11 protein-coding genes are annotated in these 12655 nt (G+C 74.0%); 5 read left to right on the forward strand and 6 right to left on the reverse strand.

What is annotated here, in order from left to right; genetic code table 11:
- Positions 1 to 16: 16 nt before the first annotated feature.
- Positions 17 to 1531 carry a threonine ammonia-lyase, biosynthetic gene (ilvA, locus tag KSP35_RS12495; protein WP_216995852.1) on the forward strand — a complete coding sequence of 505 codons (1515 nt, stop codon included), beginning with the start codon at positions 17 to 19 and terminating at the stop codon, positions 1529 to 1531.
- A 14-nt stretch (positions 1532 to 1545) separates the two neighbouring features.
- Here ilvA and KSP35_RS12500 read toward each other — a convergent pair whose 3' ends face one another.
- The 4 genes from KSP35_RS12500 to KSP35_RS12515 form a co-directional block, all read right to left on the reverse strand.
- Positions 1546 to 2514, reverse strand: a complete 969-nt coding sequence (locus KSP35_RS12500; RefSeq protein ID WP_216995854.1) for a hypothetical protein — start codon at positions 2512 to 2514, stop codon at positions 1546 to 1548.
- Between the two features lie 581 nt (positions 2515 to 3095).
- Positions 3096 to 4001, reverse strand: coding sequence for a GNAT family N-acetyltransferase (locus tag KSP35_RS12505; RefSeq protein ID WP_216995856.1), 906 nt, complete (start codon positions 3999 to 4001; stop codon positions 3096 to 3098).
- The gene (locus KSP35_RS12510) at positions 3998 to 4966 is read right to left on the reverse strand and encodes a GNAT family N-acetyltransferase (RefSeq protein WP_216995858.1); all 969 of its coding nucleotides are present in this window, start codon (positions 4964 to 4966) and stop codon (positions 3998 to 4000) included. Before KSP35_RS12510 ends, KSP35_RS12505 begins: the two co-directional genes overlap by 4 nt.
- Positions 4954 to 5385 (reverse strand): GNAT family N-acetyltransferase, encoded by a 432-nt coding sequence (locus KSP35_RS12515; protein ID WP_216995860.1) that lies wholly within the window; start codon positions 5383 to 5385, stop codon positions 4954 to 4956. Before KSP35_RS12515 ends, KSP35_RS12510 begins: the two co-directional genes overlap by 13 nt.
- A 586-nt stretch (positions 5386 to 5971) precedes the next feature.
- Here KSP35_RS12515 and KSP35_RS12520 point away from each other — a divergent pair.
- Positions 5972 to 6841, forward strand: coding sequence for a M23 family metallopeptidase (locus KSP35_RS12520; protein WP_216995862.1), 870 nt, complete (start codon positions 5972 to 5974; stop codon positions 6839 to 6841).
- Positions 6842 to 6947: 106 nt separating this feature from the next.
- Positions 6948 to 7385 (forward strand): PaaI family thioesterase, encoded by a 438-nt coding sequence (locus tag KSP35_RS12525; RefSeq protein ID WP_216995864.1) that lies wholly within the window; start codon positions 6948 to 6950, stop codon positions 7383 to 7385.
- Positions 7386 to 7419: 34 nt separating this feature from the next.
- Here KSP35_RS12525 and KSP35_RS12530 read toward each other — a convergent pair whose 3' ends face one another.
- Both KSP35_RS12530 and KSP35_RS12535 read right to left on the reverse strand, forming a co-directional pair.
- On the reverse strand, positions 7420 to 9099 hold the full coding sequence (locus tag KSP35_RS12530) for a DHA2 family efflux MFS transporter permease subunit (RefSeq protein ID WP_216995866.1): 1680 nt from the start codon (positions 9097 to 9099) through the stop codon (positions 7420 to 7422).
- 161 nt (positions 9100 to 9260) lie between these two features.
- A complete protein-coding gene (locus KSP35_RS12535) occupies positions 9261 to 11558 on the reverse strand; it encodes an FdhF/YdeP family oxidoreductase (RefSeq protein ID WP_216995875.1) in 2298 nt (765 codons plus the stop codon).
- A 132-nt stretch (positions 11559 to 11690) separates the two neighbouring features.
- Here KSP35_RS12535 and KSP35_RS12540 point away from each other — a divergent pair, with 132 nt between their 5' ends.
- On the forward strand, positions 11691 to 12200 hold the full coding sequence (locus KSP35_RS12540; RefSeq protein WP_216995877.1) for a hypothetical protein: 510 nt from the start codon (positions 11691 to 11693) through the stop codon (positions 12198 to 12200).
- A gap of 128 nt (positions 12201 to 12328) precedes the next feature.
- Positions 12329 to 12628: a hypothetical protein gene (locus KSP35_RS12545; RefSeq protein ID WP_216995879.1), complete on the forward strand. Its 300-nt coding sequence runs from the start codon at positions 12329 to 12331 to the stop codon at positions 12626 to 12628.
- Positions 12629 to 12655: the final 27 nt, after the last annotated feature.

Below are 12655 nucleotides of genomic sequence, written 5' to 3' on the forward strand. Positions count from 1 at the left end.
GTGCCTACGCTGCGGTGTGCCCGCGCTCACGCTCTCGGACTACCTCCAGAAGATCCTGACCGCTCGGGTCTACGACGTCGCCCAGGAGACGCCCCTCGACCCGGCGCCGGTGCTCTCGGCCCGCCTCGACAACACCGTCCTGCTCAAGCGGGAGGACCACCAGCCGGTCTTCAGCTTCAAGCTGCGTGGGGCCTACAACCACATGGTCCAGCTGTCCGCGGAGCAGCTCGCCCAGGGCGTGATCTGCGCGTCGGCCGGCAACCACGCCCAGGGCGTGGCCCTCAGCGCCCAGCGGCTGGGCTGCACCGCGGTCATCGTGATGCCGGTCACCACGCCGCAGGTGAAGGTCGACGCCGTGCGGGCGCTCGGCGCCGAGATCGTGCTCCACGGCGACAGCTACTCCGACGCCGCCGAGCGCGCCGGGGAGCTCCAGGCCGAGCACGGCTACGCCTACGTCCACCCGTTCGATGACCCGGACGTGATCGCCGGCCAGGGGACCATCGCCATGGAGGTGCTGCGCCAGCACCAGGCACCCATCGACGCCATCTTCGTGGCGGTCGGCGGCGGTGGGCTGGTGTCGGGCATCGCCGCCTACCTCAAGGCGGTCCGGCCCGAGATCCGCGTCGTCGGGGTCCAGGCCGCCGACTCCGACGCCATGGCGCAGTCGGTGGCCACCGGCGAACGGGTGGAGCTGAGCGACGTGGGCCTGTTCTCCGACGGCACGGCGGTGCGCCAGGTCGGCGTCGAGACCTTCCGCCTGGCTCGCGACCTGGTCGACGAGTTCGTGCTGGTGGACACCGACGAGGTCTGCGCCGCCATGAAGGACGTGTTCCAGGACACCCGAGCGGTGCTCGAGCCGGCCGGAGCCCTGGGCGTGGCGGGCATCAAGCGGTACGTGGCCGACCACGGCACCAGCGGCGAGACCTACGTCGCCATCGCCTGCGGGGCCAACCTCAACTTCGACCGCCTGCGCTTCGTGGCCGAGCGGGCCGAGGAGCGCGAGGCGGTGTTCGCGGTGACCATCCCCGAGGAGCTGGGCAGCTTCCGCCGCTTCGCCGACCTGGTCGGCGCCCGCTCGGTCACCGAGTTCAACTACCGGATCTCCGACACCGAGGACGCCCACGTGTTCGTGGGCATCAGCACCGCCGACCGCCAGGAGGGCGCCGCGCTGGCCGCCGAGCTCACCGCCGCCGGCTTCGCCACGCTCGACCTCACCCACGACGAGCTGGCCAAGGAGCACGTCCGCCACATGGTCGGCGGCCGCTCCGCCCTGGCGGTCGACGAGCGGCTCTACCGGTTCCTCTTCCCGGAACGGCCCGGGGCCCTGGGGCGGTTCCTGGCCAGCCTCCACCCGGACTGGAACATCAGCCTGTTCCACTACCGCAACCAGGGCGCCGACTACGGCCGGGTCCTGGTGGGCCTCCAGGTCCCGCCGGGCGACGACGACGCCCTGCGCGAGTTCCTCGACGCGCTCGGCTACCCGTACGAGGACGAGACGGCGAACCCCGTCTACCGCCTGTTCCTGCGCTGAGGGGCCCGACCGCGTCAGCGGCCGAGAGCCGCCAGCAGGTGGGCGTGCGCGGCCGCCACGCGCTCGCGCCGGTCGGCCGCCAGGCCCAGGTCCCAGAGCGGGCCGGCGCCGAGCTTGCCCACCAGCCGCAGCACCTGCGGGACGGCCGCCGGCCACATGGCGGCGAACGAACCGGCCACCAGCTGGCGGCCGACGGGCGCAGCGTCGGCTGGCGCCAGGCGCGCAGCCCCTGGTGCGTGCCGCGGCAGCACCACGCCCACGAGGGGAGCCCGGCCCGGCCACAGCCACCCCGGCGGGGAGACCCGGCCCCGCCGGTCGACCGGCAGCGACGCGCCGTCGTGGGCCTCCAGCTCGGCCGGCACCCACACCGGACGTGGGATGCCCTGGACCCAGCGGGTGCCCCCGTCCTCCCAGACCAGCACCAGGTCGTCGGCCAGGACGTGCAGGCCGGCGGCGCGCGCCGCCACCGTGGTGGTCGACTTGCCGGCGCCGCTGGGGCCCACCACCAGGAGCGCGCCGCCCGCGTCGCCCACCGCCGCACCGTGCACCAGGTGCACGCCGGCCCCGAGCAGCGGCTGAGCGAGCACCGGCGGCAGCAGCCGGTGCAGGTCGGGCTCGAGGCCTGGCGGGCCGTCGGCCAGCCACGCTCCCGCACCGGTCGAGCCCCCGGAGCAGCCGCTGGCGTCGTCCCGGACCACCAGCTCCGGCCCCGACCGCCAGACCGAACCGCCCGGGTACGCTTCGTCCCGCTCGCCGACGGGCGCCGGTGGAGCAGCCAGCCGACGCAGCGCCACCGTGGCCGGTCCGGCGTGGACGGGCAGCACGCCGAGCGAGCGCTCCAGCGCCGCCACCCAGCGAGGGGTCAGGTCGATGAGCGACAGCGCGAGCGGACCCAAGGCCCGGATGTCGGGACCGGCGCTGGCTGCTGCGCTGCGTCCCGAGGGGGACGAGGGGCGCTGGCTGCCGGTCGAGGGGAGCTCCATGGGTCGGTCCATCCGGTCCGGGGCGAAGGTCGAGGTGGGTCGAGCGGTGGGCCCGCCGCGGCCGGGCGAGGTGTGGGCGTTCTGCACGCCGTCCGGTGAAGTGGTGGTGCACCGCTGCACCGCCGACGGCGGGCCACCGTACCGGTTCCGGGGTGACCGACGGCCCCGAGGCGACGGTCCCGTCGACCTCGATCGGCTGGTGGGCCCGGTTCGCGCGGTGCGTGGTCCGGGTTCGGCGCCCCTTCGGCCCGTTCCCGGCCTCGATCGGCGAGACGTGCTGGTCAGGGCCCTGTCACACCCGTCAGCCAAAGGGATGATCTTGGCGCGGAAGGCGGGCCGACGACTGCGCAGGGTGTTCACCTGAGCCGCCGGGTGCACTACCTTGCCGGCGATGGAAGCCACCCCCGCCACCCCCGCCACCGCCGACCTGGTCGCCTACGAGGCGCCGGCCATCGCCGAGCGCGAGTCCATCCTCGGCCTGCTCAAGAAGGACCCCTCCTGAGCTGAGCCCTCCGGCCCTCGGCCGGGGAACCGATCTTCGAAGGAGCGCCGGGCGGGCGGCCCGGCGCTGCTTCGCCCGTTCAGCGACGGCGGCGCTCGAGCCGGCGGTCGAGGGCTCGAACCGCCCGGGTCCGCAAGCGCTGCGCCGGCTCGGGCAGGCGGGGGCGCAGCCGGACCGAGACCCACTCGTCCACCGGGCGACCGGCGGCGTCGGCGTGGGCCACCGGATCCATCGGGTTGGAAGCGACGGGGCTGCCGCAGACGGCGAGGCCCTCGTCCCGGGCCAGCACCACGAAGGCAAGCACCATGGGCCAGGAGAGGCCCTGCCCGCGGTGGTCGGGTCGGATGGTCCCATCGGCGAGGAAGACGTGGTCCCGTCCGGCGGCGTCGCCGAACGCGGCGCCGACCACCTCGCCGTCGAGCTCGACCACCACGGCCAGCCGGTCTCGGGCCACCCGCTCGAAGTGGCGGCGGCGCGACCGCCGGCTCGGGAGGTGGCTGAGGCCGTACGACGCGAAGAGGTCGGCCAGGGCCGGTGCGTCGGCCGGCACGGCTCGTCGCGTGCGGGGGTCGACCGGCGGCAGGCCGTCGATCGCCATCGAGCTGTGGAACGGCAGGCGCACGACGCGCTCCACCCGGGTGAGCCGGTCGGCCACCGGGTCGACGTGCTCGGCGGTGCCGTAGACGCGGGTCGCGCCGCTCACCTGCGCCAGACGGGCGATCCACGGCGCCGCCTCGACATCGAGCAGGAGGGGCAGGGCGTCCCAGCGCCCCACCCCGGAGCGCTCCACGGCAAGCGCGCCGAGCAACCGCCCGCCGCCCCCCTCGACGCACGCCACGAGCAGGGTCCCCGGCCGCCGAGGCGCCCGCAGGGCGCTCGACACCGGCAGCGTGCGGGGCTCGCCGTCGGCGGCGATCCCTTCGAGCTCGGGGTGGCGGCCCAGCCGCAGCCAGCGCCCCGAGCCGATCGGCAGGCGCACCGTCACGGCCGGCGGAGCGTCGGAGCCGGCCGACGAAGGCGGGGACCGCGCTGTTCCAGCGCATCGACCAGGCGGTGTGCCCGACGGACCTGGTGATCGCGCCACTTGGCCGGACCGAGCACGCGTCGCGGCCGGAGCTGTGCCGCCACCCACTCGTCGACCGGCTCGCCCGGGCCTGCGCCGTGGATGGCGACGTGCGGCGAGACGTTCATGGGGTTGGTGTCGTCCTTGCTGGCGCACAGCCCGATGTCCAGCTCCAAGGCGAGGTCTCCCAGGCGGACGATCATCGGCCAGGCCAGGCCCTGGCCCCGGAAGTCGGGGTGCACCGCCATGTCGGCGAGGTAGGCGTGGTCGCGCCCGAGGGCATCGAGCAGGACCGCACCCACCACCCGCCCATCGACCTCGACGACCACGGCGAAGCGCTCGGCGATCGTCCGCTCGACGAAGCGCCGCTTGGCCCGTCGGCTGGGCAGCGACAGGTAGGGATACGTCTGGAGCACGTCGAGGATGGCCGGCACGTCGCCCGGTCCGGCCACGCGGGTGCGGGGGTCGACCTGCGGGCGGTCCACGCCGGCCAGCCGGTTGGCGAAGAACGGCAGCCGAGTCGTCCCGTTCAAGCGGGACAAGCCGGCCAGGAGGGGGTCGACGTGGTCGGGCATGCCGAACACGCGGCGAGCCGGTGAGCGGTCTGCCAGCCAGGCCAGGACCGGCGCCGAGCGCGCGTCGAGCACCATCGGCAGGGCGTTCCAGCGGTTGGCCGCCACCCGCTCCACCACCAGTGCGCCCAGCAGGGCACCGGACCGGTCCTCGATGCAGGCGACCAAGGTGCTCCCGGGCCGGCGCCGCTCGCGCAGCGCGCCGGACACGGCGATCGTCCACGGCTCGAAGTCGGCCGCCACCTGCTCGAGCTCGGGGTGGCGCCCGAGCCGGAGCCAGGTGCCCGCCCCGATCGGCACCCTCACCGCCGCCACCGCTTCACGGTGCGGCGGGCCTTGCGGCGGGCGCGTTGCAGGTTGCTGGGCGGCGCCGGGGGCAGCCCCCGCTCGATCCAGTCCTCGCCGGTGTAGAACGACGCGGGGTACGGGATGGGGTTGGTGGGGGCGGTGACGCCCGCCATCCGGTGGCCCAGCGAGAACGACACGCCCTGGGCCTGGCGCTCCAACGCCCGACCGATGCCGCGGCGCCGGTGCTCGGCGGGGACCGTGTAGCCGCTCCACCAATCGTGTCGCCCGGTGCGCAGCTCGCAGCGCATGGCGCCCACCAGCACCCCCTCCTCTTCCACCACCACCACCCGGCGGCTCGCCAGCAGGACGGCCAGCGCCCGGCGACGGGCGGCCCCGGCGGGGAGGAACTTCGAGCTCGAAGCGGTCGTAGAGCGCGTCGAGCGCATCGAGGTCTCCGGGCACGGCCACCCGCGCCCGGGGGTCGGGCTCGGCGAGCGGTTCGAGGTCGGCGGGGCCCACCACCGAGAGCGGCAGGCGCACCTCGGCGGCGGCCGGGAGGTGGCGCACCACGGCGTCGAGGTGCGGTGCCCCACCCGACAGCCGACGGGCCGGCGAGGCCACGAGCAGGTCGGCGACGGTGGCGCCGGCGTCCGGCTCGAAGCAGACCGCCGATGCCAGCGAGATGCCCAGCCGGGCGGGAGCCAGCACCACCACGGCGGCGGGCGCATCCGCTCCTGGCCGCTCGACGATCCAGGCCCGCAGGTGTCGAACCAGCTCGGGGGCGCTGAGCAGGCCCGTCACCATCATCGAGGCCGGTTCGAGCGGCTCGGCAGCCGCGAGGACCTCGTAGGGGTCCCGGGCCGCTCGCACCTCGAAGCCGTCCACGGGCTGACCATAACGGTCATTCGGGACCCCCCCTCGCCGTGCGCGGGCCCGGGTCACCCGTTCGGGCCCGGACCCCCTCCGTCACGCGTTCGTCATGTACGGTTTGTCGGAGTCGAACCGCCATGGGGCGGACGTGGGAGGAGCCCCGTGGCGAGCAGACCATCCAGGATCCGGAACCGCGCGCTCGCGCCGGCCGCCGCCCTCCTGCTGGCCGCCGCCACGCTCGCCTCCGGCGCCCGCCCGGGCGCCGCCGACCCGCAGCCGCCCAAGGTCGTCCCGGAGGCGGTGCCCGCCACCCCGGTGCCGTCGACGCCCGCCGGCCCCGCACCCAGCGGCCCGGTCTGGCTGCCGCTGCGTCACGACGCGAACGGCGGCGAGGTCAAGATCGGCTGCACGTATGACTCGCACGGCTCCCAGTTCGGCTACGAGTGCAGCGGCCACCACGACCGCTGGGCGCTCGACCTCATCGCCGACGCCGGCACCCCCGTCTACGCCTCCGGCGCCGGCTTCGCCACGGACGGCACCGGCGCCGCAGGCGGCAGCGGCTACGGCAACAACGTGCGCGTCGACCACGGCAACGGCGTGCAGACCATCTACGCCCACCTGTCGAAGGTCCTGGTGCCCGCCGGCGGCGCCTGGGTCGACGAGAACACCGAGATCGGCCTGGTGGGCTCCACCGGCTCGTCCTCGGCCAACCACCTCCACTACGAGGTCCGCAAGACCGCCCCCGACGGCTCGGTGAGCTCGGTCGACCCTGGCCCGCTCAAGGCCTGCGCCCTCGGCACCGTCGTCGAGTACCCGGCCATCCGTGGCTACGACTCCTGGAAGGGCCTGCCCTGGGGCGCCTTCACCCTGTTCAGCGACGGCACCGACTGCGCCCAGCCCGACGCCGCGGCACCCGCGCCGACGGACGAGGCCGCGGCCTCGGATGCCGCCTCCGGCCTGGCCGGTGGGCTGCCTTCGAACTTCCTGCTCCTCGCCCTCGCCGAGCTGGGCCACCGCCCCACCGGCGGCTGAGCGGCCGTCGCCCCGGTGGGGTGACCGATGCCTCCGGCCGGCCAGTTGCGTCTCGCAACTGAGCGTGGTTGGGTTCGGGTCCCCGCCCGATCCCCAGGAGCAACCCGTGGACCTCGCCACCCTGTCCGGCCTCGAACTGATGCAGGCGTTCCAGCAGTCGAACGCCAGCGCCGGCATCGGCGCCTTCCTCGGCATGCGCCTCGAGGAGGTGAGCGACGGGCGCGCCGTGTTCGTCCTCCCCACGCGCCCCGAGTTCTCGAACCCGCTCGGCACGCTGCACGGCGGCCTGCCGGCCACCCTGCTCGACTCCGCCATGGGCTGCGCGGTCCACGCCACCCTCCCGGCCGGCACCGGCTACACCACCGTCGACCTGAACGTGACCTTCCTGCGCCCCGGCGCCCTCGACGGCAGCGAGCTCCGCGCCGAGGGGGTGGTGGTCCACCGGGGCCGGCGCCTGTCGACGGCCACCGGCACCCTCTGGAACGCCGACGGCAAGGTGCTCGCCACCGCCACCACCAGCTGCCTGGTCCTGCCGCCGACCTGAAGCCGGCGCGAGCGGCACCGGCCCGCCCGCCGGCTCAGTCGACCGGCGACGCCTCGGCGGGGACCGCCGCTGCGGCCGCGGAGCCGTCGGGCCCGGCGGTGGTGCCGGCGTCCGCCGGGTCGGGGGCCACGGCGCCGCGGTGGCGGCCCTGGAACGTCCAGACGATGGCGGCGTTGACGAAGATCACCGCGGTGGCCAGCAGCATGGTGCGCCCGAACGCGGTGCCGAACGCCTCCTTGCCCTGCTGCACCAGCAGCTGCGCGGTGGACGAGTCGCCCCGCTTCCCGGCGGCGTCGGCGGCGTCGAAGGTGGCCACGATCGACGAGTGCGCCTTGGCCTGCACCGCCTGGGGCAGCGAGGTCAGCCGACCGCCGATCTCCGAGCGGTAGATCGACGACATCACCGAGCCCAGCACGGCGATGCCCAGCGCGCCGCCGAGCTCGCGGGACAGGTCGTTCACCGCCGAGCCCACGCCGGACTTGGCGCGGGGCACCGAGCCCATGATCAGCGTGGTCGACGGTGCCGTGGTCTGGCCGTTGCCCAGGCCCACCAGCGAGAAGCCCACGATGATCACCAGCACCGACACCGTGGCCGACGACGTGAGGCCCAGCACCAGCAGGCCCGAGCCCGACACCAGCAGACCGGTGCCCACCACCCGCCGCGGCCCGAACCGGGCCACGTTCTTCGCGCTCAGCGGGGCGCCGACCATGGCGAAGATGCCGATCGGCAGGCCGATCAGCGCCGTCTCCAACGCCGAGTACCCGTGGGCGAACTGCAGGTACTGGGCCAAGGCGAAGTACAGCCCGAACATGGCCATGTACTGCAGGGTGATCGTCGACGAGCCGATGGCGAAGGACCGGTTCTTGAACAGCCGCACGTCGAGCATCGGGTGGTCGCAGCGCAGCTCCCACCACACGAACGCCGCCAGCAGCACCACGGCGATGCCGACGGTGCCCAGGGTCTCGGGGCTGGCCCAGCCGTGGCCGGGCGCCTCGATGATCCCGTAGAGCAACGTGGCCAGGCCGGCCACCGCCAGCACCGCGCCTGGCGGGTCGAGCACCGCTTCGCTGGGGTCCGAGGAGTTCGGCACCAGCCACAGGCCGGCCACCAGCGCCACCAGGCAGATCGGCACGTTCACCAGGAACGTCGACGCCCACGAGTAGTGCTCGAGCAGGAAGCCCGACACCAGCGTGCCGAGGGCGCCGCCCAGCCCGGCGAACCCGGCCCAGATCGAGATCGCCTTGCGCCGCTCCAGGGGGTCCTTGAAGACGTTGGTGAGGATCGAGAGGGTGCCCGGCATGATGAACGCCGCCCCGACGCCCATGACCGCCCGGGCCAGGATCAGGTGCCACGTCTCGGTGCCGAAGGTGGCCACCATGGCCGCCACCGCGAACAGGACCAGGCCGCCCTGCAGAGCCGTCTTGCGGCCGAACCGGTCGGCGAAGGCGCCGGCGGGCAGCAGCAGGCCGGCGAACACCAGGCCGTAGACGTCGGCGATCCACTGCAGCGAGCTGGCGCTGGACCCGAGCCGGGTCTGGATGTCGGGCAGGGCCACGTTGAGCGACGAGTTGCCGGCCACGATGAGCAGCAGGCTCAGGCACAGCACGCCCAGCGTCAGCCACCGCCGCTCGTGGATCCGCGCCGCCGCCGGGTCGTCGACCAGGACGGCGGGACCTCCGGCGATCGGCGTGGCGGGGTCGGCAGCGTTGCCCACGGGGCTCCTTCACAGCGCTCGGTCCGGCGGGGGGTGCCGGGCCGATGGGGGGGTGGGCGCGCCGGACCGGGTCCAGGGCACGCCAAGTCAACCGAACCGTTGACAGGTGGCCGACATTCCCAGGTGCCACCCCCCGACGTCCAACCGGTTCCCGGCCCGGGTCAGGTCAGGGCGTCGGCCGCGCGCTCGAAGCGGACGACGATGCCCTTGGAGGTGGGCGTGTTGCTCTCGTCGGCCACCGAGGTCAGCGGCACCAGGACGTTGGCCTCGGGGAAGTACGCCGCGCAGGTGCCAGGGGCGACGTCGTAGGCCACCAGGCGGAACCGGGGGGCCCGACGCTCGCCGTCGGTCCACTCGCTGACGATGTCGACGTGGTCGCCGTCGGCGAAGCCGAGCTCGGCCAGGTCCTTGGCCCCGGCGAAGACCACCCGGCGCCCGTCGTGGATGCCGCGGTAGCGGTCGTCCAGGCCGTAGATGGTGGTGTTGTACTGGTCGTGGGACCGCAGGGTCTGCAGCAGGAGGCGGCCCTCGGGCACCTCGGTGGGGTCGAAGTCGTTGCGGGTCAGGTGCGCCTTGCCGCTGGGCGTCGGGAACGTGCCGTGGTCCCGTGGCGGGTGGGGCAGGGCGAAGCCGCCCGGCTCACCGATGCGGCGGTTGAAGTCGGTGAAGCCCGGCACCACCGCCTCGACGTGGTCGCGGATGCGGTCGTAGTCGGCCTCGAGGGCCGCCCAGTCGACGCCGCCCCCGTCGGGCAGCGCCCGCTGGGCCAGGCCGCAGACGATGGCCACCTCGCTGCGGACCTCGTTCGACGGCGGCTCCAGGCCCCCGGCCGACGCGTGGACCATGGTCATGGAGTCCTCGACGGTGATCCGCTGCTCCTTGCCGCCGGTGCGGTCGAGGTCGGTGCGCCCGAGCGCCGGCAGGATCAGCGCCGCCTGGCCGCCGGTCACGTGCGAGCGGTTCAGCTTGGTGCTGACCTGGACGGTCAGCTTGCAGGACGACAGCGCCTTGGCCGTGGCCTCCGTGTCGGGCGCGGCCATGAGGAAGTTGCCCCCCATGGCGAAGAACACGTCGACCTCGCCGCGCTGCATGGCGTGGATGGCCTTGACGGTGTCGAACCCGTGCTCGCGCGGCGGCTCGAAGCCGAACTCGGCGCCGAGCGCGCCGAGGAACGCGTCGGGCATCTTCTCGAAGATGCCCATGGTGCGGTCGCCCTGGACGTTGCTGTGGCCGCGCACCGGGCACACGCCCGACCCTGTCTTGCCGATGCTGCCGCGCAGCAAGACGGTGTTGACCACCTCGCGGATGGTGGCCACGGCCTGCCGGTGCTGGGTGATGCCCATGGCCCAGCAGACGATGATGCGCTGGTTGGTGGCCACCAGCTCCACCAGGCGCTCGGCCTCGCGCCGCGACAGGCCGGTGGCGCCGAGCAGGGCGTCGGCGTCGAGGGTCTCCAGGTGGGCGACCAGGTCCTCGTAGCCCTCGGTGGACCGGGCCACGAACTCGTGGTCCACGACGCCGCCGCGCTCGCGCTCGATCTCGAGCAGCCGGCGGTTCACGTACTGGAAGAGGGCGAGGTCGGCGCCGACCTTGATCTGCAGGTACTCGTCGGCCAGCTCGGTGCCGCGGCCCACCACGCCGACGGGCCGTTGCGGGTTCTTGAACCGCAGGAGGCCCGCCTCCTTGAGCGGGTTGATCGCCACGATCGTCGCCCCGTTGCCCTTCGCCTTCTCGAGCGCGGTGAGCATCCTCGGGTGGTTGGTGCCCGGGTTCTGGCCCATCACGATGACCAGGTCGGCCTCGTAGACGTCGTCGAGGGTGACGGACCCCTTGCCGATGCCGATGGTCTGGCCGAGGGCCACGCCGCTCGACTCGTGGCACATGTTCGAGCAGTCCGGCAGGTTGTTGGTGCCGAGCAGGCGGACGAAGAGCTGGTAGACGAACGCCGCCTCGTTGCTCGTGCGGCCCGACGTGTAGAAGACGGCTCGATCCGGATCGGCCGAGGCGACCAGCTCGTCGGCGATGATGCCGAAGGCGTCGTCCCAGCTCACCGGCCGGTAGTGCTCCTCCCCCGCCGCCCGGTGCATCGGCTGGGTGAGCCGGCCCTGCTGGCCCAGCCAGAAGTCGGTGCGCCCGGCCAGCTCGCCCACCGGGTGCTCGGCGAAGAACGCCGGCGTCACCCGCCGGACCGTGGCCTCCTCGGCCACCGCCTTGGCCCCGTTCTCGCAGAACTCGAAGGCCGAGGTGTGGTCGGGATCGGGCCAGGCGCAGCCCGGGCAGTCGAACCCGGTGGGCTGGTTGAGGGTGAGCAGGGTCTTGGCGGTGCGCACCGGGCCCAGCTGGGCACGGGCGTGGCGCAGGGTGGCGATCAGCGCCGGGATGCCCGCCGCCGACGACTTCGGCCGCGTCACCCGCAGGTCCGCTTCGTCGTTGTTCTCCTCGGGCGGCGGCGTCGGCATGGCGACCGTTCTACCCCCGCCTCCCCGCCCCGGGCACTCGGGCGCGATCGACCCCGCTGCCCTGGGCCGCCTTCGTGCTACGTTTCCGTAGCACCTGCCGAGAAGGATCGGCACAACCCGAAGGGAGCCAGGATGACCACCACCGATGACGCGACGGCTCGACCGAGGAGCCGGCCCGCCCGCCGCCGAGGGCTGGTGCTGTTGCTCGGCGCCCTCCTGCTGTCGAGCTGCACCTACCGGAGCGGCCAACAGATGGAGGTCGACTACCTCGGATCCCGCTACCGCTTCTACATCTACGAGAAGCCCTCGTGGTTGCTCCTGGGGCTGCGGGACGTGTGCAAGAAGCAGGCGGGCACGGGCACCGAGCGGTGGGGCCGCTGCTCGTTGACCTACCTCCGAGACCACGTCTCGGTGCCGGCGGTCGGCGCCGTCGACTGGAACCACTTCACCGAAGGGGGGCGGTGGGCCGACTACGCATCAGCCATCGGCGACGTCGGCCTGGGCGCCCGCGGGACCGACTCGTCGGGCCAGACCTACGTCACCCGGTGCCTCACCGGCGACCACCCGGCGTTCGGCAGCTACAACTGGACCTACCGCACCACCTCGGATGCGCACTGCAAGCGTGGGTCGTACCCGTCGTGAACGGTCGAGCACGTCGGCTGGCAGCCGGTGCCGCGGTCGCCGTCGTCCTGGTGATCGGGGTGGCCGCCTTCGTCCATGCACGAGGTGGCGATGGTGACGGCAGCCGGGGTGGGTCGGGGTACTGCCTGGTGCTCGCCAGACCGAGCGCCACCACCGCCACCATCCGCCACGCCGTCGCTGGGTCGCCCGACTCGCCGACGCTCGACCTCGCCGGGCTGCGATCCCTTGCCGACACGTTCTACGGCGACGACGTGATCGAGGAGGCCCCTGCCGGAGCCGAGTCCGACACGGCCGTTGCGCTGCGTGCGTTCCGAGCCGCCGTCGAAGAGGGCTCGGTCGCTCCGCTCGACCGGTCACCGGTCCGCGCCGCGCTCCGCCGGCTCGAGGCCCGGGCCCCCGAGGCCTGCCCCGACGCACCGGCGCGGTGAACGGGAGGAGCGACCGGCCGGCGATCG

It is taken from the genome of Aquihabitans sp. G128, assembly GCF_019048865.1.
GTDB lineage: Bacteria > Actinomycetota > Acidimicrobiia > Acidimicrobiales > Iamiaceae > Aquihabitans.